Annotated in this window: 17 protein-coding genes; 15 read left to right on the forward strand and 2 right to left on the reverse strand. The window is 74.5% G+C overall.

What is annotated here, in order from left to right; translation table 11 throughout:
* Nucleotides 1-122: 122 nt before the first annotated feature.
* The 15 genes from ACZ5NW_RS31700 (at nt 123) to ACZ5NW_RS31770 (ending at nt 19,884) form a co-directional block, all read left to right on the forward strand.
* Nucleotides 123-1,943, forward strand: coding sequence for a phage tail sheath family protein (locus tag ACZ5NW_RS31700; protein ID WP_468747430.1), 1,821 nt, complete (start codon nt 123-125; stop codon nt 1,941-1,943).
* A gap of 17 nt (nt 1,944-1,960) precedes the next feature.
* Complete coding sequence (locus ACZ5NW_RS31705) at nt 1,961-2,482, forward strand: phage tail protein (protein ID WP_468747431.1); 522 nt, start codon at nt 1,961-1,963, stop codon at nt 2,480-2,482.
* Nucleotides 2,483-2,487: 5 nt separating this feature from the next.
* Nucleotides 2,488-3,201, forward strand: a complete 714-nt coding sequence (locus tag ACZ5NW_RS31710; RefSeq protein WP_468747432.1) for a hypothetical protein — start codon at nt 2,488-2,490, stop codon at nt 3,199-3,201.
* Nucleotides 3,202-5,548: 2,347 nt separating this feature from the next.
* A complete protein-coding gene (locus ACZ5NW_RS31715) occupies nt 5,549-6,760 on the forward strand; it encodes a Pvc16 family protein (RefSeq protein WP_468747433.1) in 1,212 nt (403 codons plus the stop codon).
* Nucleotides 6,757-7,029 (forward strand): hypothetical protein, encoded by a 273-nt coding sequence (locus ACZ5NW_RS31720; protein WP_468747434.1) that lies wholly within the window; start codon nt 6,757-6,759, stop codon nt 7,027-7,029. Before ACZ5NW_RS31715 ends, ACZ5NW_RS31720 begins: the two co-directional genes overlap by 4 nt.
* Nucleotides 7,026-7,667 (forward strand): hypothetical protein, encoded by a 642-nt coding sequence (locus ACZ5NW_RS31725; protein WP_468747435.1) that lies wholly within the window; start codon nt 7,026-7,028, stop codon nt 7,665-7,667. The genes ACZ5NW_RS31720 and ACZ5NW_RS31725 overlap by 4 nt, the downstream gene beginning before the upstream one ends.
* 57 nt (nt 7,668-7,724) lie before the next feature.
* On the forward strand, nt 7,725-8,042 hold the full coding sequence (locus ACZ5NW_RS31730) for a hypothetical protein (RefSeq protein WP_468747436.1): 318 nt from the start codon (nt 7,725-7,727) through the stop codon (nt 8,040-8,042).
* A complete protein-coding gene (locus ACZ5NW_RS31735; RefSeq protein WP_468747437.1) occupies nt 8,042-9,160 on the forward strand; it encodes a hypothetical protein in 1,119 nt (372 codons plus the stop codon). Before ACZ5NW_RS31730 ends, ACZ5NW_RS31735 begins: the two co-directional genes overlap by 1 nt.
* A complete protein-coding gene (locus ACZ5NW_RS31740; RefSeq protein ID WP_468747438.1) occupies nt 9,157-9,705 on the forward strand; it encodes a phage baseplate assembly protein V in 549 nt (182 codons plus the stop codon). Before ACZ5NW_RS31735 ends, ACZ5NW_RS31740 begins: the two co-directional genes overlap by 4 nt.
* A gap of 7 nt (nt 9,706-9,712) precedes the next feature.
* Nucleotides 9,713-10,066: a hypothetical protein gene (locus ACZ5NW_RS31745; protein ID WP_468747439.1), complete on the forward strand. Its 354-nt coding sequence runs from the start codon at nt 9,713-9,715 to the stop codon at nt 10,064-10,066.
* The gene (locus ACZ5NW_RS31750; protein WP_468747440.1) at nt 10,063-10,434 is read left to right on the forward strand and encodes a GPW/gp25 family protein; all 372 of its coding nucleotides are present in this window, start codon (nt 10,063-10,065) and stop codon (nt 10,432-10,434) included. Before ACZ5NW_RS31745 ends, ACZ5NW_RS31750 begins: the two co-directional genes overlap by 4 nt.
* On the forward strand, nt 10,431-13,175 hold the full coding sequence (locus ACZ5NW_RS31755) for a putative baseplate assembly protein (protein WP_468747441.1): 2,745 nt from the start codon (nt 10,431-10,433) through the stop codon (nt 13,173-13,175). Before ACZ5NW_RS31750 ends, ACZ5NW_RS31755 begins: the two co-directional genes overlap by 4 nt.
* The gene (locus tag ACZ5NW_RS31760) at nt 13,172-16,330 is read left to right on the forward strand and encodes a putative baseplate assembly protein (RefSeq protein WP_468747442.1); all 3,159 of its coding nucleotides are present in this window, start codon (nt 13,172-13,174) and stop codon (nt 16,328-16,330) included. Before ACZ5NW_RS31755 ends, ACZ5NW_RS31760 begins: the two co-directional genes overlap by 4 nt.
* A complete protein-coding gene (locus ACZ5NW_RS31765) occupies nt 16,327-18,444 on the forward strand; it encodes a hypothetical protein (protein WP_468747443.1) in 2,118 nt (705 codons plus the stop codon). The genes ACZ5NW_RS31760 and ACZ5NW_RS31765 overlap by 4 nt, the downstream gene beginning before the upstream one ends.
* Before the next feature lie 66 nt (nt 18,445-18,510).
* A complete protein-coding gene (locus tag ACZ5NW_RS31770) occupies nt 18,511-19,884 on the forward strand; it encodes a DUF6519 domain-containing protein (RefSeq protein WP_468747444.1) in 1,374 nt (457 codons plus the stop codon).
* A 28-nt stretch (nt 19,885-19,912) separates the two neighbouring features.
* Here ACZ5NW_RS31770 and ACZ5NW_RS31775 read toward each other — a convergent pair whose 3' ends face one another.
* Together ACZ5NW_RS31775 and ACZ5NW_RS31780 are read right to left on the reverse strand one after the other, a co-directional pair.
* The gene (locus tag ACZ5NW_RS31775) at nt 19,913-20,566 is read right to left on the reverse strand and encodes a hypothetical protein (RefSeq protein ID WP_468747445.1); all 654 of its coding nucleotides are present in this window, start codon (nt 20,564-20,566) and stop codon (nt 19,913-19,915) included.
* A gap of 22 nt (nt 20,567-20,588) precedes the next feature.
* Nucleotides 20,589-21,311: a peptidoglycan-binding protein gene (locus ACZ5NW_RS31780; protein WP_468747446.1), complete on the reverse strand. Its 723-nt coding sequence runs from the start codon at nt 21,309-21,311 to the stop codon at nt 20,589-20,591.
* Nucleotides 21,312-21,380 lie beyond the last annotated feature (69 nt).

The raw sequence follows: 21,380 nt of genomic DNA on the forward strand, positions 1-21,380 counted from the left end.
GGCCCGGGCAGGCAATGCGCCCATCACCCGAACGACGCAGCACAGGACCGCACAGAGTGCCGAATCCCGAAACATCTGGATACGGTGATCACGGATAGTGAGCAGCGTCGGAAGGGGCCGGCATGCCGGTGAACGTCACCTACCCGGGCGTCTACATCGACGAGGTCAAGAGTTCCGTCAGGACCATCACGGGCGTGCCCACCTCGGTGGCCGCCTTCGTCGGCTACGCGCCACGCGGGCCGGTCGACCGGCCCGTGCACATCACCGGCTGGGCCGACTACGAGGCCGTCTTCGGCGGCCTGCGGGCCAACTGCCCGATGAGTTATGCCGTGTACCAGTTCTATCTGAACGGGGGCAGCGAGGCCGAGATCGTCAGGGTGGTGAAGGAGGAGGAGAAGACCGTCCAGCTCCCCCTCGTCATGGGCGCGAGCCCACCGCCGGACAGCCCGTCCCATTCCCAGCCGTCCGGGCCAGGTGGTGCTTCCGCGGCGGGTGGTGAGGGTGACGACGCCTCCACGGGCTCCGGGGAGGGCGAGTCAGGCGGCGAGGACAAGAGGAAGGGTCGTTCCGGGTCGGCCGGCGGCGCCGGCAGGAGCGCCTCGGCCGCCGGCGCGTCGGGAACGGCGGCCGTCCCCCGGCTGCTCGCCGCATCCCCGGGACAGTGGGCGCGCAATCTCCGCGCCCGCGTCGACTGGGAGACCTCCGAGGACAAGGACACCCCGGAGGCCAAGCGAAAGCTGTTCAATCTGACGGTCCATGACGTGGAGACGGGCGCGGAGGAGCGCTACCTCAATGTCAGCGTCGAGCCGGACAGTCCGCGCAACCTCGCCCATGTGCTGGAGTCGTCACAGCTCGTGCGCTCCGACCCGGCCGCTCCCCTCAAGAAGGTGCCGGGACAGAGCGAGGTCCCGGCGGAGGCGTCGGATCTCTGGAAGCCGGCGTACTCCTACGCCCCCGCCGAAGCCGAGAGCAGCGGAGCGGCCCCGGACGAACGGCCCGTGGAGCACAAGCGGTACGTGGGCGACCAGGCGCAGAAGACCGGTCTCTACCAACTCCTGAAGACCGACATCTTCAACATCCTGTGCCTGCCCGACCTCCCCTGGCTGGACGAGCAGGGGCTGACCGTGGCGGACCTGCGCAACGAGGCGCTGAAACTGTGCCTCGACCGCCGGGCCGTTCTGCTGGTCGACCCGCCCTCGTCATGGACCAACGTCCCCACGGGCGGCACGTCCAACACCGGTGCGCTGAGCGCCGTGATCGACAACATCAAGGAAGTCGAGCTGGGCGACCCCGGCAAGAACGCCGCGGTGTACTACCCCCGTATCCTCGCGCCCGACCCACTCCTCGGCGGCGCCCTGAAACCCTTCCCACCCTGCGGTGTCATGGCCGGTGTGCTCGCGCGGACCGACGTGCAGCGCGGGGTCTGGAAGGCGCCGGCCGGTACGGACGCCTCACTGAGCGGTGTCAGCGATCCCGAAGTGCCGCTGACGGACCTGGAGATCGGGCGGCTCAACCCGCTCGGCGTCAACTGTCTGCGCCGGCTGCCCGCCGCAGGCCCCGTGGCCTGGGGCGCGCGCACGCTTCAGGGCGCCGACCGCCTCGCCAGCGAATGGAAGTACCTCCCCGTCCGCCGCCTCGCGCTCTTCATCGAGGAGAGCCTGTTCCGGGGCACCCAGTGGGTGGTGTTCGAGCCGAACGACGAGCCGCTGTGGGCCTCCATCCGGCTGAACGTCGGCGCCTTCATGAACTCCCTCTTCCGAGCGGGCGCGTTCCAGGGCCGTACGCCTCAGGACGCCTACCTCGTGAAGTGCGACAAGGACACCAACCCGCAGAACGACATCGATCGCGGCGTCGTCAACATCCAGGTGGGCTTCGCCCCGCTCAAGCCCGCCGAGTTCGTGATCGTGCACATCCAACAACTCGCCGGCCAGATCCAGGTCTAGGTCCAGGAGGACGACCGATGCCCGAAGTCAAACGCCGGGACCCGTTCAAGAACTTCCGGTTCCGGGTGAAGTTCAGCGGGGAGACGGATTACATCGCCGGAATCAGCAAGGTCAGCGGCCTCAGACGCACCACCGAGGTCATCCGGCACCGCGACGGCGGCGACCCCGGCACCAGCCGCAAGCTCCCCGGCCGCACCGAGTACGAGGCCATCACGCTGGAGCGCGGCATCACGGTCGACACCGCCTTCGAGGAGTGGGCCAACCGCGTCTGGAGTCTCAAGAACTCCGCGGGCGGGCTGGAGACCTCGCTGAAGGATTTCCGGCGCGACCTCATCATCGACGTCTTCGACGAGGGCGGCCAGCAGGTGCTGTCCTACTCCGTCCACGAAGCCTGGGTCTCGGAGTACCAGGGGCTGCCCGAACTCGACGCCGGGACCAATGGCGTGGCCTTCGAGCACATCAAGGTGGAGCACCACGGCTGGGTGCGCGAGCACACCAACGCGCCTCAGGAACCGCAGTTCTCCGACACCGCCGGGTGAGCGGCGTGCCGCGGCAACTGACCGAGGCGAACGTCCTCGATGTGTGGGAGAGCGGGCTCACCGGATCACCGGCGGCTCGCTCGCTCCTGCTCGCCTCGATGGCGGCGCCGGCCGGACAGGACGTCGCGGACCTGCCCCTGAGCGCGCTCAACTCCCTGTTGCTGGAGCTGCGTCGCGGTGCGTTCGGCGACGCGCTGCCGTGCACGGCGGACTGCCCGGAGTGCGGCGAGAGCCTCGATGTCACCGTGACGGCAGGCGAGTTGACGCCTGCTGGAGGTGGCGCCTCGGGGGCCGCCACGGCGACGGTGACGTCGTACGGCAGGACGGTCACCTATCGCGCGCTGACCGGCCGGGACGTCCGCGCGGTCGATCCTGCGGCGCCCCGCGCCCGTCAGGCCCTGCTGCGCCGGGCCGTGCTGCGGGTCGAACCGCCGACCGACGATCTCTCCGACGAGGTCCTGGAGGACATCGCCCGACGGCTCGCCGACCTCGACCCCGGCGCCGACGCCGTCCTGTCGCTGAACTGCCCGCAATGCGACCACAGTTGGGACGCGGCCCTCGATCTCGCCGACCATCTGTGGACCGACGTGTCCGGCTACGCCCACCGCCTCCTGCACGAGGTCCACGCCCTCGCCCGGGCCTACGGCTGGACGGAGGCCGACGTCCTCGCGATCAGTCCGACGCGGCGGCGCTTCTATCTGGAGGCGAGCACCGGATGAACGACTTCGTGGACCGACTCCTACGAGCACCGGGCCCGCGCCTGCGACCGCTGGCCCCGAACGTCTTCGACCCGACGGCACGGCGACTGCCCGGCGGTGATGTGGGGTTGACGGAGTACGAGGCCGACTTCGAGGTCGAAGGTGAAGCGGCGGAGATTGGGGCGGGGGCGCCTGTGCTGCTGCCCGGGGCGGGCGCGTACGACGAGGTCGCTCCGGTCGAGGAGCCGGCGGAGGACGTGGCTACGGACGGGGGGAGGGCCGGGGCCGGGAGCGCGGCCGAGGTTGTGAGGACGATCAGTGGGACGGTGCGGACTGACGGGCTCGCGGGCGAGGCGAGGAGCGAGGGTCTGGCCGACAACACGGCCGGACGAGACACCATCGCGCCGAACAGTCGGCGGACCGAAGGGGCCGAAGAGCGCCGGGCCACCCAGCGGGGCGAAGAGGCCGGGGAGCGTCCGGTCGATCGGGGGGCCGAGAGGGCCGGAGGACGTCGGAGCACTCGGGGGGCCGAAGGTACCGGAGACCATCGGGCCACCCAGCGGGCCGAAGAGGCCGGAGAGCGGCGGACCACTCGGGGGGCCGAGGAGGCCAGAGAGCGTCCAGTCACTCGGGGGGCCGAGAGGGCCGGAGGACGTCGGACCACTCGGGGGGCCGAAGGTACCGGAGAGCATCGGGCCACCCGGCGGGCCGAAGAGGCCGGAGAGCGTCGGACCACTCGGGGGGCCGAAGGTACCCGAGAGCATCGGGCCACTCCCCGGACCGAAGAGACCGGAGAGCAGCGGGTGACTCGCGGCACCGAGAGGGCCGAAGGACGTAGGGCCAATCCGCGGGCCGAAGGAGCCCAAGGAGCCGGAGGGCGTGGGGACGTCACCGTGAGGGGATCCACGGGCGCCGGCACGGCGCCGGTGCGCCCTGTCGACGGCGAGCGCATCGCCCCGGCCGACATGGACGAGGTGCGGGCTGCGGACGGCTCGGGGGCGCCTGCCGTTGGCGGCGAGCAGACCCGTCCGGGCGACCGGGAGGACGCGGCGCCGTTCGACGTAGAGCCGACGCGACGTGACGTAGCAGCGGCGCGTCCGGGCGACAGTGCGGCCGCACAGCCCAGGAACGGCGGCGAGGGCACCCGTCCGGCCGACGGCAAGAAGGCACAGCCCACACCGACGCGGGCGGTACACCCCACAGCCCACCGGGCCGCACCCGAAGTCAACCGCCCCGCCGGCCACCGGACCGGCGCCGAAGCCAGGCGCCCTACGGACCACCAGCCCGGCACTGCGACCAACCGCCGTACGGACCACCAGCCCGGCGCCGAGGCCGACCCCCGCCCCACAGACCACCAGGCCGCACCCGAAGCCACAAGTCCCACACGCCACCGGCCCGGCAGCGCGACCAACCGCCCTACGGACCACCGGGCCGCCACCGATGCCAACCCCCGCCCCACAGGCCGGCGACCCGCAACCGAGGCCACACGCCACCTGCCCGGCACCGAAGCCAAGCACCCCACGGACCACCAGCCCGGCACCGAGGCCAACCGCCCCGCCACCCCGAAGGCAGCCCAGCCCGCAACGCCCCTCTCCCCCGACGCAGAGCCCGCCGCGCGCCCCGCCGACGCGACCGGCAATCGGGAAGCCCCCGCTGCCCCCGCACGCCGTCGGCCAAGTGACTCGCCCTCACGGTCCGAGCGCACCCGAGTCAGCCGTGCTGAACGGGGCGACGGCCCACGGCCACGTGCGGGACAGCCGTCTCCTACGACCGATGCGCCGCCCCTACGACGGTCAGGTCACCCCGAGCGCCCCACAGCCCCTCCCCCGTCACCGCACGCACCGCACGTCCCCGGCTCCGATCCGGCACCACAAGGTCGTTCGGCGCGGTACCTCGGCCCGAGCACAACACCCCGCCAGGACAACGGCGTACCCTCCCGAGGCTCCGTCCCGGCTGTGGCTCCGCCGCTCGCCGATGCCGCCCGCGCCGTAGCGAGACCGGCCGAGCCGCCCGCGCGAACGTCGGCGCCCCCACGCCGAACCGCCTCACCGACGCCGTCACACCCCCTGTCACCGACGGAGGCACGCGCAGCGGAACCCGCACCCGCGCCGACCAGCCCCTCCACCCTCCCCACCACCACGCGGCAACGGACCGCGGCCGCCCCCACCCCACCCGCGCCCCAACCAACCACCCCCACCCCTCCCCCCATGCCAGACCCCCCCACCCCCCCACCCGTCATCCGCGTAACCATCGACCACCTCGTCGTCCGCACCGGCCCACCCCCCACCCCCCGCCCCCTCGACGACGAACCCCGCTCCACACACCGCGCACCCCAGTTGAGTCTTGAGGAGTACCTCGGGAGGCGGGCGTGAGTGACGCGTTGGCTGTTGCGGCCGTTACCGAGACGCTGCGGGTCGTGCTGGAGGAGGCCGTCCGGCGGGCCGTGCCCGGTGCCGAAGTGACCGTGCGGCACCCGAGTGACCTCGCGGCGTTCGCCGCCGAGGGCGACGACGGCGATGTTCCGCCGCCGGTGCTCAACCTCTTCCTCCACCGCACCGGCATCGACCCCGCCTGGCGCAACGCCGACCCCGAGGGCGCGCGTCCCGGCGAAAGCCGTCACCCCGCGCTGCCGCTCGTCCTGCACTACCTGTTCACCCCGCATGTGCCCCCCGGCGAGAACTCCACCGTGCCCGAGCGGCTGCTCGGCGCCGCGATGGCCGCCCTGCACGAGCGGCCCGAGCTGCGGGCCGACGCCCTGAAGGCCGCCGCCGGTTTCAGCGATCTGCACCTCCAGCGGGAACCGGTGAAGGTCACCCCCGAGGCGATGACGGCCGAGGAGATGTGCCGGCTGTGGGCCGCTCTGGGCCACGACTACCGGCTGTCGGTCGCCTACGAGGCACGGGTCGTCCTCATCGACGGCACCGTACCCGGCCGGGCCCCCCTGCCGGTCGTGCGGCGCGGCACGGCCGGGAGCGGGCCCGAGGCGCTGCCGACGACGGCCGCGCGCTGGCCGGTGCTGCGGGCCGTGCTGCCCTCCGTCGCGACCCCGGGCTCCGACATCGTCCTCAGCGGCAGCGGGTTCCGGACGGGGACGCCCAGCGTGCGCCTCACCCATCCCCTGCTGGGCGGGCCGGTGGTGCTGCCGGCCCGCGCGGACGGGGCCGCCTCGGTGCGGGCCACGCTCGACAAGGATCTCGGCGCGGGATCCTGGACGGCCGTCGTCGTGCTCACCGCTCCCGACGGCGGTGAACGCACCTCCGGGCCCCGGCAGTTCGCCGTCGCGCCGCGCATCACCAGCGCCCTGCCGGTGACCGCCGCGCGGGACAAGAAGGGGGCGGTGGCGCTGGAGGTGAAGTGCGCGCCCGCCGTACAGCCCGGTCAGCGGGCCGAGTTGCTGGTGGCGGACCGGCCCGTGCCCGCCGAGCCGTTCACGCGGGCCACCCGCACGCTGCGGTTCCGGCTGGCCGCGGGTGCGCCGGGGCGTTATCCGCTGCGGTTGCGGGTGGACGGGGTGGACAGTCCGCTGGTCGATGTGGAGGCCGGGCGGTTCGACGCCGACGCGGCGCTGGTGATCACATGACGGCGGCCCCGCGGGTCGAACTGCGCATCCGGCGGCTGGTGTGGGACGCGGCCGGCCCCCCGTCCCGTACGGCGCTGTGCGCGGCCGTCGAGGCCGAACTCGCCCTGCTGCTCGACGACTCCCCCACGTCCACCGACTCCACCCCTACCGACGCCGCCCGCACCGACTCCGCGCTCGCCGCCCCCGCCCGGCGGATCGCGCGGGCCGTCCACGACGCGCTCCGGGCGGCGGCCGCACCGCGCTCCGAAGGAAGGAGCCCCACCCCATGACCACTCCCGCCCCCCGCCGCGGCGGATTCGTCTTCCTGGACCCCGAGCAGGGCCAGGTGCTGCGGGTCATGCCCTTCCAGTACAACCCCGACAGCATCACCCGCAGCCTCCAGCCGTACGGCGTCGGCGCCGACGCGGGCGACCGGCTGGAGGCGTTGCGGTTGCGGGGGCCGGCCCGGGAGACCTTCCGGATCGAGGCGGATTTCGACGCCGTGGACCAGGTGGCCTCGAAGACCACCCCGGCGCCGCCTCCCGGGACGGGTCTGTTCGCCACGCTGTCCGCGCTGGAGAGCGCCGTCACCCCGACGAGCGCCCAGCTGACCCGGCAGAACGACCTCGCGGGTCAGGGGATCCTGGAGATCGCCCCGGCGCAGGCCCCGCTGTCCGTCCTGGTGCTGGGGCCGCGGCGGGTCCTGCCGGTGCGGATGCTGGACATCGACGTGACGGAGGAGGCGTACGACGGGGAGCTGACGCCGATCCGGGCGCGGGTGGCGCTGACGGTACGGATCCTCACCGTCGACGACGTCGGGTTCAGCCACAAGGCGGGCGGTCTCTATCTCCAGTACCAGCAGGGCCGCGAGCGCCTGGCGGCGGCCGTCGCCTACGGCCCGGCGACCGTCGGATACCCGAGCGGCTAGGCCCCCCGCCGCGACACCGCACACCCGCACTCGCCCCAACTCCCGGAGGAGGTCGGCATGTTCGAGCCCAGCAGCAGATACCACGGTGTCCCCACCACCACCCACACCTTCCCGGACGGCCGTACCGTCGCGCATCTGCGCCGCCGGTTCCTGCCCCGGCCGGAGGAGCTGACGGTCGTCGGCGAGCACGTCGTCGCGGCCGGCGAACGGCTCGACCTCATCGCCGCCCGGCGGTACGGCGACCCGGAGCAGTCGTGGCGGATCGCCGACGCCAACCGGGCGGTGCGGCCGGACGCGTTGACGGCCGTGCCCGGCCGGAGGCTGCGGATCACGCTGCCCGCCGAGGCGGCCGTCGGCGGCGAACGGGCGCTGTGATGACGCAGAGCCCGCAGGTGATGCTGCTCCTCGGCGACACGGTGCCCGCGCCGGCCCCGGCGGCGTTCGTCGACGCCCTGCACGGGGCGCGGATCACCGTGGCCAGCGGGGCGACGAGCGGCTTCCAGCTGACGTTCACGCTGGCCCCGGGTTCGCCGCTGGCCCGGGCGGTCGGACCGGACGGGGCTCTCTACGCGAAGAAGCGGGTCGTGGTCGCCGTAGTGCTCGCGGGCCGATGTCATGTGCTCGTGGACGGCGTGATCACGCATCAGGAGGTGCACGCGGCGCGGGCTCCCGGGGCGTCGTTCCTCGTGGTCACCGGCGAGGACCTGTCGCTGCTGATGGATCTGAGGCATGTGCGGCGGACGTACCCGGGGCTCGCGCCGCATCTGCGGGCGACAGCGGTGTGCGCCCCGTACGCGCAGTACGGCATCGCGCCGAAGGCGGTGGCGCCGGTGCTCGCGGACCAGCCGAATCCGCTGATCGACATTCCGGTGCAGGTGTCCACGGATCTCGCGTATCTGCGGTCGATGGCGGCGGACGTCGGCCATGTCTTCCACCTCGAACCGGGGCCCGCCCCGGGTGTCAGCACCGCCTACTGGGGGCCGCAGCGCCGCGAGGGGGCCCTCCAGCCGGCCCTGACGACCGGGTGCGGTGCCGCCGACAACGTGGAGGAGCTGACGTTCTCCCTCGACGGGCTGGCCGCGTCCGGCTACGGCACGTACCGGCTCGAACCGCCCTCCACGACCGCCTCCGAGGCCTCCGCGCCGGAGCCGCTCGCGCTGCGCGGACCCCTCGCGGCACGCCCGGCGGAGGCTCTGCGCGCGGGGGCGCTCACCGGGCAGACGGGCCGCTCCCTGACCCGGACCCTGCTGGCCGGGCTCGGCCGCGTGGTCGCCGCCGACGCCGTCACCGGGCGCGGGACGGTCGACGTCCTGCGCTACGGCCATGTCCTGTCCGCCCACGGTCTGGTGGGCGTACGCGGGGCGGGAGCGGCGTACGACGGGCGCTATCTGGTGGCCCGGGTGACCCACGACCTGACCCGGGACACGTTCAAGCAGCACTTCACGCTGGTCCGCGACGGGCTCGGCGCCGACACCCAGGTGGTGACCGTATGACCACGGAGCAGACGCATCACACGCACCGCACGCACGCCTGGCTCGGCCTGTACGAGGGGGTCGTGGTGTCCGCCGTGGACCCGACGGGGGTCGGCAGGCTCCTGGTGCGGGTTCCGGAGGTGCTGGGCGACGAGGCGCCCGTGTGGGCCGCCCCACTGACCCCGCTGGCCGGTTCGGACTGCGGCATGTACGTGGTGCCGCCGCCGGACTCCGGGGTGTGGGTGCGCTTCCTCGACGGGGACCCGGAGCGGGCCGTGTGGGTGGGGTTCCGGCGGGGCGGGTCGGGGGACGTGCCGTCGGCGGCGAAGTCGACGCCGCCGGGTGTCCCGCAGATCGTGCTGGCCACGCCCACCGGAAACGCCCTGGTGATCAGCGACATGCCCGGCCCCTCGGGCGGGATCAAGCTTCAACTGCACGGCGAGAACGGTCCGTTCATCAAGATCAACGAGGTGTCGATCGAGATCTCCTGCGGGCCCGGGCTCGCCACACTCCAGCTCGTCGGCCCCCAGGTCACCGTCAACGGCGGTGCCCTGACGGTGTTGTGAGGACGTCATGCCCGGACTGCTGCTCCACTTCGGCGCGTTGATGATGTGCGCCCATCCGCCCGGCATGGTGACCATTCCCGCGCCGGCGCAGCAACGCGTTCTGGTCGGCCCCAACCCGGTGGCCACCAGCGCCGACACCTTCCTGGTGGCGGGCTGCGGCTTCCCGGCCATGACGCTCGGGGCGCCGCCGTGCACGAGCATCGTGTGGCTGAACATCTCCACACGGGTGTTCGTCAACGGGCTGCCGGTCCTGCTCCAGCCGACTCCTCCCGTCAGCCCCGGCCCGGCGATGGGGGTGGGCACGCCGCCGCCCAATCCCCCGCTGGTGCTGGCGGTCCAGCCACGGGTCCAGGGGATGTGAGCGCCGTGGACATCGCCTTCCCCTATCACGTGGACGCCCGGGGCCGCACCGCGGCGGCAGCCCACGCCGACCACGTCCGGGACATGGTCGAGCTCGTCCTGTTCACCAGCCCGGGCGAGCGAGTCAACCGGCCCGACTTCGGCTGCGGCCTGCTCGACCTGGTCTTCGCCGGGAACAGCCCCGAACTCGCCGCCACCCTGGAGATGACCGCCCGCGCCGCCCTCCAGCGCTGGCTCGGCGACCTCCTCACCGTGGATCACCTCACCGTGACCGCGGACGAGGCGACCCTGCACGTGCGGGTCGCCTACGTCCTGACGGCCACCGGGGAGAACCGCACCCTGACCGTGAGCGGGGGCAGCGGCCCATGACCGTGGCGGATCCGCGCCGGAGCGGCCCGGCCCGTATCGAGGAGGTACGGGCGCATCCGGACCGGCGCACGCTGACCGTGACCTTCACCGGGGTGCTCCCGGGGTTCGTGGACCGCACCCGGTTCGTCATCGAGGGCGGACAGCGGGTCGTCGGCATCCGTGTGCTGCGGGTCGTACGCGAGAGCGCGGAGGAACCGGAGGGCCCCGGGGAGGACTCGGAGGAGTTCCCGGCGTCCGAGGGGGCCGGGGCACCGCACCGGTTCCGGCTGGTCCTGGACCGGCCCGTGGACGACTCCACCTATCGGCTGCGCGTGCTCGGACACGGCTTCCACGGCGCCCACGACCGGGCCGACTTCTCCTTGCGCCCCACCGCCCGCCGCCCCGAGGACGCCCCCGGCGCGACCCCGCCGCCGGGCCCGCCCGGGCCGGCCATCGACTACCTGGCCAAGGACTACGCCAGTTTCCGCCGGCTCCTGCTGGAGCGGCTGTCGCTGACGGTGCCGCGCTGGACGGAACGCCACGTCCCCGACCTCTGGGTCACCCTGGTGGAGCTGCTCGCCCACGTCGGGGACCGGCTGAGCTATCAGCAGGACGCCGTCGCCACCGAGGCGTATCTGGACACCGCGCGGCTGCGCACCTCGGTGCGGCGGCACGCGCGCCTCGTCGGCTACCCGATGCACGACGGCTGCGCGGCCCGCACCGTGGTGTGCGTGGAGACGGCCGGACCGCTGCGGGTGCGCACGGACCAGCTGGCGTTCGCCGCCCTGCCGGAGGACCCGCCGGGTCCGGCGGGCGGACCGGAGATGTCCGTGGCGGAACTCGCCTCGGGGGCGTATCCGGTCTACCGGCCGCTGGAGCGCCGCGAGACGCAGCTGCGGCCCCAGCACAACGCCATCCCGCTGTGGGGCTGGGGGCGGGACGGGTTCGCGCTGCCCGCCGGCACGACCCGGGCCGCCCTCCTCGACGAGGACCGCGAGCTGGATCTCCATCCCGGTGACCTGCTCGTCCTGGAGGAGCTGCGCGCCCCCGACGGCGGCGCGCCCGACCCCGGCCACCGTCAGGCCGTCCGGCTCACCCGTGTCGTTGCGGACGAGGACGCCACCACCGGAACGGCGGTGGTGAAGATCGCCTGGGCCGAGGAGGACGCGCTCACCTTCCCGCTGTGGGTGCGCAACCCGCCCGGGCCCGACGGCCGGTACGGCGCGACCGTGGTGGCGCGCGGCAACGCCCTCCTCGTCGAGCACGGCCTGGAGAACACCTGGCTGCCGGACGGCGACACGGACGAGATCGTCGAGGTGCCGGACACGGTGGACCGCACCCGCCGCTTCAGGGCGGCGGTGCGCGGCGCCCCCGTCACCTTCTCCCCGCCGCACCCCCGCCCCGCCGATCTGGCCGCCGCCCAGGCCCGGCATCTCGCCGGCCTGGCCACCCGGGCCCAGGACCTGCTGCGCGACCTGCACCACGGGATCGACCGGCTCGAACCGAGTGACGTGGAACTCCTGGAAGCGCTCTTCGGCAGCTCCGGCCTCGACGACCGGCGCCGGGCCGCCCGGCTCCTGTCCCGCTTCGACGACGTCCTCGCCCCGCGCCTGCGCCGCCTGGAGACGCTCGCCCGCCGTGCCCGGTCCGGATACGTGCTCGACCCCGCCGAGGGCTGGGAGATCCGGCAGACCTGGGGTGCCCGGGCCGCCGGCGGGCTGCACCCCGCCAACCCCGCCCTGCACGGCCCGGCGAGCACCGCCCTGCGCCCCGACCCCCGCGAGGCGCTCCCCGCGCTCCAGCTGGTCGAGGCGGAGGGTGCCGACGCCCGCTGGGTTCCACGCCGGGACCTGCTGGACAGCGGCCCCCGGGACCGGCACGTGGTCGGGGAGGCCGACGACGAGGGCGTGCTCACCCTGCGCTTCGGCGACGACCGCTGCGGACGGGCACCGGCCCCCGGCACCCGGCTGCGCGCCGTCTACCGCGTCGGCAACGGCCGTTCGGGCAACGCGGGCAGCGAGGCGGTCAACCGGATCGCCCACCGCGACGGAGGCCTCGCGGGCCTGGTCACCCGGGTGCGCAACCCCGTGCCGGCGACCGGCGGCACCGAACCCGAACCCGTCGCGGACGTCCGGGTGGCCGCCCCGCGCGCCCCCTTCCGCACGCTGCTGCGCGCCGTCACCGCCGAGGACTACGCCACGCTCGCCGCGGACCACCCCGGCGTGCAGCGCGCCGCCGCCACACTGCGCTGGACCGGCAGTTGGTACGAGGCCGACGTGGCCGTGGATCCCCAGGGCGCCGCCGTGCCGTCGCCGGCGCTGCTGAACGACGTACGCGCCGCACTGCACCGCTACCGGCGCATCGGCCACGAGGTCGTCACCCGCCCCGCCCATCTGGTGCCGCTCGACGTGGAAATGTACGTCCTGGTCGACCCGCACCACGTCACCGCCGATGTGCGGGAGGCGCTCCAACGCCGCTTCCTGCCGGAGTACGGCGGCTTCTTCGCCCCTTCGGCGCTCACCTTCGGCACCCCGGTGCGGGCCAGCGTCCTGGTGGCCGTCTGCATGGCCGTGCCCGGTGTGCGGCACGCCGAGGTCACCCGGCTGCGCAGGCTCCACCTGTCCGGGGCGGACAAGGCGGGCCCGGACGTGCCGCCCTCCGGTGAACTGCGTCTGCGGCCGCTGGAGATCCCGCGGCTCGACGGCGATGTCACCCGCCCGGAGAACGGACAGCTGGTGCTGCGGCTGAGAGGAGGACGATGACCGAGCCGGAGCCGCCCCCGACGCCGGTGTGGAACCGCCCCGGCCTGCCCGCGCTGTCGTATCGCGTGGGCACGCACCGGGAGTTCGTGGACGCGATGTCGGCGCGGCTGTCCCGGACGGACCGGGGGCCGCTGGCCGCGCTCACCACCAGGGAGCCCGACGATCCGTCGATCGCCCTGCTGGACGCCTGGGCGGTGGTCGCCGACGTGCTGACCTTCTATCAGGAGCGGATCGCCAACGAGGGGTTCCTGCGCACCGCGACCGAACACGAGTCCCTGGTGCGGCTGGGGCGGCTGGTCGGTCACCGGCCGCGCCCCGCGCTGGCCGCCGCCGCCCACCTCGCCTACACGCTGGACCCCGGCACGGCCTGCGTCGTGCCGGCCGGTTCGCAGGTGCGCGCCGAGCCGGAGCCCGGCGGGCTGCCGTTGGTCTTCGAGACCGCCAAGGACCTCTCCGCGCGCGCCGAGTGGAACCGGCTGCCCGTGCGCACCACCCGCCCGGCCGCCCTCCCGGCCGCGCTCGCCGTGTCCACGGCGTCCGTCGACGTGGAGGGGATCCAGCAGGCCCTGCGCCCCGGTGACCGCCTGCTGTTCCTGTATCCCGACGCCCGGTTGAACATGACCCGGGTGGTGGGGGAGGTGGCACCGGACCCCACGCTGGGGCGGACCGCGGTACGGCTGCGGGTGCCGGACCCGACCCGGCAGCTGGACGGCGCCGTGGAGGCGCTGCGGGAGGACATGGAGGACGCCGCCCGCCGGGCGCCCTCGCGCGGCCCCTTCGAGGAGCTGCTGGCGCTGCTGCGGGACGTGCGGGACCGGGCCGGGGAGCTGCGCGACCCGGACACGTTCGCGGCCCGGCTCGACCGCAGGCTGCGCAAGCTGCGGGAGCGGCTCGCCGACGTCGGCGGGGACGTCGACGCGGAGGCGCTGGCCGCGCGGGCCGCCGTCCGGCTCGCGACCGTGCGGCACGCCGTGCGGCGCCTGGTCGAGGAACCCGAGGCGGCGCCCGCCCCCGGCGGTTCCGGCCGCCCGGTGCCGCCGGCCGTGGATCCGCTGCGGCGCGACCTCGACGCCCCCGGCCGCCCCGTGCTGCACGCCGTGGATCCGCTGCTGCGGGCGCTCGGCCCGGGCGAGCCGCCGCCGCGCACGCCGCCCGCCGTCGCCGACGCGCTGGGCGCCGGCTCCGACGGTCTGCCCCGGGTGCTGGCGGGCAACCGGCCCGGTCTCACGGCGTCCCTGTACGAGGCGCTGTCCGCCGTCTCGGTGCCGGCCGCCGACCGGCCGCGGGTGCGGCGCTTCCGGATCACGACGACCCCGCTGGGCGCCTCTATGCCGGGCGACGACCGGGTCAGAGCGCTGCTGCGCGCCGCCGCCCGGCCGCGACCGGACGGCAGCGCCCCGCTCTCGCCCGATGTGCTGCTGCTGGACGCGGTGCACGAGGAGATCGAGGCGGGCAGCTGGATCGCGGTCCGGGTGACGGGCCGCTCCCGCACCCGTCTGCTGCGGGTCACCGAGGTCGGACAGCTGTCGGTGGCCAACGACCAGGACGCCGTACGGGTGACGCGGCTCGGGCTGGCCGGGCCGTGGACCGACGACTGCGACGACATCGCCGCCCGGCGCGCCACCACCGTGTGGGCCGCGGGCGAACCCCTCGTCCTGGCCGCCGGGCCCGACCCGGACGACGTGGCGGGCGACTCGCTGACGCTGGACGGCGTCTTCGAGGGCCTCACCCCCGGGCGGCCGCTCATCGTCTCCGGGGAGCGCACGGACGTCGTTCCCGGGGCCGGCCCGGGCGTGCCGGGCAGCGAGCTCGCCGTCCTCGGCTCGGTGCGGCACACCTTCACCGACCGGGTGTGCACGACGCTGCTGCTCACCGCGCCGCTCGCGCACCGCTACCGGCGCGACACCGTCGTCGTGCACGGCAATGTCGTCCCGGCGACCGCGGGCGAGACGGTGACCGAGATCCTCGGCAGCGGCGACGCGGGCCGGGCCGGCCAGGTGCTGCCGCTGCGGCAGGGCCCCCTGGTGTGGCTGCCGTCGGCGACCGCCGAGGGCGGCGAGGAGGCGCTGACCGTCCGCGTCGACGGCGTGGCGTGGCAGCGCACCGCCGATCTCGGCGAGGCGGGTCCGGTCGACCGGGTGTTCCAGCTGCGCGCGGGCCCGGACGGCAGGGCGGCTGTGGAGTTCGGGGACGGTCTGCGCGGCGCCCGGCTGCCCTCGGGCACGGAGAACGTCACCGCCCGCTACCGCGTCGGCGGCGGGCGCGCCGGCAATGTCGCGGCCGGGCGGATCAGCCAGGTGGTGAGCCGGCCGCTCGGCGTCAGTGCGGTCACCAACCCGCTGCCCGCGACCGGCGGGGCCGACGCCGACGGGCCGGCGCAGCTGCGGCAGGCGATCCCGTTGCGGCTGGCGGCCTTCGACCGGCTGGTGTCGGTGCGCGACTACGAGTCCTTCGCGCGGGCCTTCGCGGGCATCGCCAAGGCGATCGCGCGGCGCTGCCAGGACGGCGGCCGCCCGGTGCTGCACGTCACCGTCGCCGCCGCGGACGACGCCCCGCTGGATTCCTCCTCGGCGCTGCTCGCCGGTCTGCGCACGGCCCTGCGGCGGTACGGCGACCCCACGCTGCCGGTGCGGGTGGAGCCGTGCGAGCGGGTCCGGCTGGTGCTGATGCTCGGCGTCCGCACGACCCCGGGGCATCTGCCGGAGAAGGTCGAAGCGGCGGTCCGTGCGGCGCTGGCCGCCCGGCTCGGGTTCGCGGAGGCGCGGCTGACCCGCCCGGTGTATCTGAGCGCCGTCGTCGCCGCCGCGCACACGGTCCCGGGCGTCGACTTCGTGCGGGTGGACGCCTTCGGCGGCATCCCGGAGGGCGCCGACCCGGCCGACGTGGTGCGGTTCGCGGAGCATCCCTCGGTCGCGTCCGTCGTGCCCGCCCTGGCCGCGGGGCAGCGCCCGGTGCGCGATCTGCCCCCGGCGGACGGCACGGACGGTCCGGCGGCCGCGGTCGACACCGCGCAGTCCCCCACGGTCCGCCTCGACCGCCGCGCCCCGTCCGACCCGGCCGAGCGGCGGCCCCCGCGGCTGGTACTGCGGCCCGCCCAACTCGTCCTGCTGGACCCGGCGGTGCCCGGGACCCTGATCCTGCGGAGGATTCCATGACCCCGGACGAGCTGTACGCGCTGCTGCCCGCCGTGCACCGCCGACGCGACGAGGAACGGGGCGGCCCGCTGCGGGCGCTGCTGACGGTCGTCGCCGAGCAGGTGGCGGTGGTCCAGGAGGACATCGAGCGGCTCTACGACAACTGGTTCATCGAGACCTGCGACGACTGGGTGGTGCCGTATCTCGGGGATCTCGTCGGCTACGAGATCCTGCCCCGGATCGCCGCCGCCCTGTCCGACGACGCCTCCCGGGCCACCGGGCTGCCGGCCGCCGCCGTGCCGCGCCGCGACGTTGCCGACACGGTCACGCACCGGCGCCGCAAGGGCACACTGGCCCTGCTGGAGGACCTGGCGTCCGGCGTCGCCGGGTGGCCGGCCCGGGTCGTCGAGTACCAGCGGCTGCTCAGCGTCACCCAGCCGGTGCGCCGCTACGGCACCGACGCCGCCGACGCGCGCCGCAGGGCGGCGCGGGGCGCGCTGGTGGACGTGCGCCGCGCGGGGGCGCTGGAGCGGCTGGACGGCCCGTTCGACGGGTGCGCCCACACCGTGGAGGTGCCGCGCGCCGGGTCCACCCGCCGCCGCGGCCGCTACGGCGTGCGGTCCGTCGGCCTGCACCTGTGGCGGCTGCGCACGTACTCCGTGACACGGGCCCCGGCGTACTGTCTGGACCGGGACCGGGCCTGCTACACCTTCAACGTGCTCGCCATCGACACACCCCTGTACACGGCCCCGGTGCCCGAGCCGTCGAGCGCCCATGTCGCCGACGAGACGAACGTGCCGGAGCCCATCGGTCGCAGGGCCCTGGCCGAACGGCTCTACGACTTCTACGGGCCCGGCAGGAGCCTGTGCGTGTGGACCGGCCCGGACGCCGGCGATGTGGTGCCGCTGGACCGGATCGTCGCCGCCGACCTGACGGACTGGAGCTATCGCCCCGAGTACGGGCAGGTCGCCGTCGACCCGGTGCTCGGCCGGCTCGCGCTGGCGCCGGGCACGGCTCCCGCGCACGGCGTGCGGGTGACGTACCATCACGCGTTCTCCGGTGACCTCGGCGGCGGCGAGTACCCGCGCCCCGAACCCGTGTCGTTGCGGGGCGCCGAGCGCTACCGGGTGGGTCCCGGCGAGGACCACGCGAGCATCGCCGACGCGCTCGACCGCTGGCGCGCGGGGAAGCGGGCGCACGGCGGCAAGACGCTGGTGATCGTGGAGATCACCGCCAACGAGATCGAGGAGGACCTGACCGACATCCGCCTCGACCCCGGCGACCATCTCGTCCTGCGCGCCGCGGACGGGGTGCGGCCCGTCGTCCGGCTGGGCGGGCGGCGCGGCGGCGACCGGCGGCGGGCCCTGACCATCACGGGCAGCGGCAGGCCGACCGCGCGGCTCGACCTGGACGGGCTGCTGGTGACCGGCGGCGTCGTGCGGGTGCGGGGCGCGGTGGCGCGTCTGGTCGTCCGGCACTGCACGTTCGTACCGGGCTGGGTGCTGGAGGAGCACGGCGCGCCGCTGGCGCCGGGGTCGCCCGGCCTGGAGATCGTCGACAGTCCGGTGCGCGTCCAGATCCACCACAGCGTGATCGGCGCCCTGTCCGTCGAGGGAGGCCGCGACAACCATGTCGAGATCCACGACAGTGTCGTGGACGCCAACGATCCCGAGGCGACGGCGATCGGCGCGCCGGAGGGCGGCCCCGCCGGCATCGTGCTCACGGCCCGCCGCACCACCGTCCTCGGAGGTCTGCGCGTCCGCGCGATCGACGTGGTGGAGAACTGCCTGCTGAACGGCGCGGTCCTCGTGGAGCGACGCGACGAGGGCTCGCTGCGCTTCTGCTGGCTGCCGAGCGCCCTCTCCGCGACCCCGCCCCGGTACCACTGCGAGCCCGACCACTCCGGCGATCCGCGCCGGGTGCGGCCGCGTTTCGCCGCCACCCGGTACGGCTCGCCCGACTACGTACGGCTCGCCGACGACTGCCCCGACGAGATCCGCCGCGGCGGCGCCGAATGGTCCGAGCCCGGCGCCCTGCACCACCTCTTCCAGCCGCAGCGCGAGGACAACCTGCGCACCCGGCTGGAGGAGTACACCCCCGCCGGATGCGACGCGGGGCTCTTCTTCGTCACCTGAGCCCCCGCGACCGCCCCCGGCTCTTCCCCCTCCCCCCCACCCCTCGGCCCAGGCAGGAAGCACCCCATGCACGGCGACTTCTCCCGCGTCCTCTTCGATCCCGCCCGGCGTTTCTCCTCGGTCCTCTCCCAGCAGGGCCGGGTCCAGCTCGATTCCGAGATCAACGAGCAGACGGCGATCCTGCTGCACTACATGCGCACCCTCGCCGCCGACCTGCTGGGGCCCGCCGCGTATCCACCGGACCCGGACGAGGACGCGCTCGGCGGGTTCGGGGTCGACGGGTTCGACGGGGACACCTTCAGCCTCGCGCCGGGCCGTATGTACGTCGACGGCATCCTCTGCGAGTGCGACGGCACCGACTACTGGGACCAGCCCGACGGCCATCTGGAACCCGAGCGGGAGGAGGACCGGCTGCCGTCGGGGCCGTTCCTGGTGTATCTGCGGGTGTGGGAGCGGCTGATCACGGCGGTGGAGGCGCCCTGGATCCGCGAGGTGGCGCTCGGCCCGGGCGGCCCGGACACCACCGCGCGCACCCGGGTGGTCTGGCAGGTGTGCCGGCTCCCCCTGGAGCACGACTCCTACGACCTCGACCCGCGCGGCGCCGCACGTCTCCTGCGGGAGCACATCCGGGGCGAGTTCGAGCCGCGCGGCCTGCTCGCCGCCCGCACCCGGCCCCCCGAGGAGGACCAGGCCCCGAGCGAACTGCCCCCGGCCTCCGGCTACCGCGGCCCGGAGAACCAGCTGTACCGGGTCGAGGTGCACCAGGGCGGCGGGGAGGGGACGGCGACCTTCAAGTGGTCGCGGGAGAACGGCTCGGTCGTGCTGCCCGTGCGCGCGGTGGACGGTGTGACGGTCGAACTGGAGACGCTGGGCCGGGACGACAAGCTCGGCGTGGACGTCGGCGACGTGGTGGAGCTCGTCGACGACGCGGTGGTGTGCCGCGGGGCGTCGGACCGGCCCGAGGCCGGCAGCGGACAGCTGTACACCGTCGTCTCGGTCGACTACGCGGGGTACAGCGTGGAGCTCGACGCCGACCCGGCCGACGACCCGTACCTGCCGACCGCCGGACAGGTCCGGTCACTGCATCCCTTCCTGCGCCGCTGGGACCACGGCCGGGGCGGGTGGGACGGCGACCGCTGGGGCGACGCGCGGGGCATTCCCGTGCGGGAGGGCGAGTGGCTGCCGCTGGAGGACGGCATCGAGATCCGCTTCGCGCCCGGCGAGGACTGGTCCCGCTCCTACCGCAAGGGCGACTACTGGCTCATCCCGGCCCGGGTGCTCACCGGAGACGTCGAATGGCCGCGCAGCCGCGACGGCGAGCCGCTGCGGCGCCGCCCGCACGGGCGGCACTACCACTACGCCCCGCTCGCCTACATCGACCCGCGCGGCGGCGACTACGAACTGGTCGATCTGCGGGTGCCGTTCCCGCACCGGCGGTAGGACGGCGGACGGGGGCGCGGGGCGGGCGTCAGCCCACGGCGATGACGAAGACGAAGATCACCCACGCGGCGAAGATCAGCAGGACGAGGAGGATCACGGCCCAGTGGGTGCCGCGGGCCGAGACCTCCGCGCCGGTGGTCAGGTTGTACAGCCGCTTGACCCGCAGGGTGCCGCGTCTGGCCCTGCCCTCGGCCCGCACCTGGTCCCCGTCGGTGACGGCGCCGTGGAAGGTGTCGCCGCGCATCTCGACGGGGACCAGGCGCACGGGGCGGCCGTAGTGGTCGTACACCTCGACGCGGAAGGTGCAGACGACGGTCGTGCCGGTGTTGCCCCCGCTGCCGCGGACCTCGGTGCGCAGCTGCACATGGCGTGCCACGCCCTCGACGGTGCCGATGCCCTCGATGGCGCCGACGGGCAGCGCGCGGCGCGGCGGCGGGTCGGGCTCGGGCTCCGGCTCGAACGGCGGGTTCCACGGGGGCGGCGGGGCGACGTACGGCCGGGACGGCGGGGGCGGCTGCGGGCTGTGCCGGGTGAAGACGTTCCTGGGCCAGGGCCGCCACCCTCGCGTCCCCGTGTCCTCGCCCTCCTGGTACGCCGGGAGCCAGGCACCGCAGTTCCGGCAGCGCTGGGCGTCGGCCGGCGCCTCGGCTCCGCACCGCTCGCACGTCCAGGAACCGTCCATGGTCGTGGCCTCCTGTCCCGCCTCAGACCCGCACGAGCCGACGCCATGTGGCGTTGCCGACGATGCCGTCCGCCGTGAGCGCGTTGTTGGCCTGGAACCACTGCACGGCTTCCTGGGTGCGCGGGCCGAAGGCTCCGTCGACCACGAGGGGAGGGTTCCAGCCGAGGTCGTTCAGGCGCTGCTGGATGTTCTTGACGCCCTCCGCGATGGTGCCCTTGCGGGCGAAGGGCTGGTCCGCCGCCGCTCGTTCGGGGCGGCCGGGATGGTCGTCGAGCCATCGCACGACGTCGTCCGGCAGGTCGTCGGGGCCGTGCGTCTCGCCCGGCCGCCAGCCCTCCACGCGCCGGATCGCGTCGGCGAACGTGGTCAGCTGGATGTCGTCCAGGGCCGCCAGGGAGGTGTCGGTGCCGACCCCCATGGCGTCGGCGACCTGCTGGGCGTAGCGCTCGGGGTCGTTGGAGCCGTGGCCGGCCGGGGCGTACGCCCGCATCACCTCGACGACGGTCCTGTCCCTGCGGTGCGCGAGATAATTGCGGACGGCCTGGAATCCCGTTTCCTCGTCGGGGAAGACGGCGAAGATGTCATTGTGTTTGCCGGGATACGCGCCGTAACTCACGGCCTCGTTCGAGCTGATGATGTTTCCGGGATTCTGGTCGTTCCAGGCGATGCTGCCGCCGCTGCGCATCACGTCGTCGAAGAAGACGTGATCGACACCGAGAATGCTGACGACGTCGCCTGGTTCCATGTCGACTGCGCTGGCCCAGGTCATAGCGGCCTCCGGTGGACGAAGAGCACGGGTGACGGGACGTCAAGT

This window comes from Streptomyces sp. NPDC032126, from assembly GCF_055580085.1.

Bases quoted from the DNA above. Each gene is read 5' to 3' on its own strand.
- ACZ5NW_RS31730 (WP_468747436.1), top strand. From the start codon at position 7,725: ATGTTCGAGCCCAGCAGCAGATACCACGGTGTCCCCACCACCACCCAC.
- ACZ5NW_RS31755 (WP_468747441.1), top strand. From the start codon at position 10,431: ATGACCGTGGCGGATCCGCGCCGGAGCGGCCCGGCCCGTATCGAGGAG.
- ACZ5NW_RS31700 (WP_468747430.1), top strand. From the start codon at position 123: ATGCCGGTGAACGTCACCTACCCGGGCGTCTACATCGACGAGGTCAAG.
- ACZ5NW_RS31760 (WP_468747442.1), top strand. From the start codon at position 13,172: ATGACCGAGCCGGAGCCGCCCCCGACGCCGGTGTGGAACCGCCCCGGC.
- ACZ5NW_RS31745 (WP_468747439.1), top strand. From the start codon at position 9,713: ATGCCCGGACTGCTGCTCCACTTCGGCGCGTTGATGATGTGCGCCCAT.
- ACZ5NW_RS31780 (WP_468747446.1), bottom strand. From the start codon at position 21,311: ATGGAACCAGGCGACGTCGTCAGCATTCTCGGTGTCGATCACGTCTTC.
- ACZ5NW_RS31705 (WP_468747431.1), top strand. From the start codon at position 1,961: ATGCCCGAAGTCAAACGCCGGGACCCGTTCAAGAACTTCCGGTTCCGG.
- ACZ5NW_RS31775 (WP_468747445.1), bottom strand. From the start codon at position 20,566: ATGGACGGTTCCTGGACGTGCGAGCGGTGCGGAGCCGAGGCGCCGGCC.
- ACZ5NW_RS31720 (WP_468747434.1), top strand. From the start codon at position 6,757: ATGACGGCGGCCCCGCGGGTCGAACTGCGCATCCGGCGGCTGGTGTGG.
- ACZ5NW_RS31765 (WP_468747443.1), top strand. From the start codon at position 16,327: ATGACCCCGGACGAGCTGTACGCGCTGCTGCCCGCCGTGCACCGCCGA.
- ACZ5NW_RS31725 (WP_468747435.1), top strand. From the start codon at position 7,026: ATGACCACTCCCGCCCCCCGCCGCGGCGGATTCGTCTTCCTGGACCCC.
- ACZ5NW_RS31770 (WP_468747444.1), top strand. From the start codon at position 18,511: ATGCACGGCGACTTCTCCCGCGTCCTCTTCGATCCCGCCCGGCGTTTC.
- ACZ5NW_RS31735 (WP_468747437.1), top strand. From the start codon at position 8,042: ATGACGCAGAGCCCGCAGGTGATGCTGCTCCTCGGCGACACGGTGCCC.
- ACZ5NW_RS31740 (WP_468747438.1), top strand. From the start codon at position 9,157: ATGACCACGGAGCAGACGCATCACACGCACCGCACGCACGCCTGGCTC.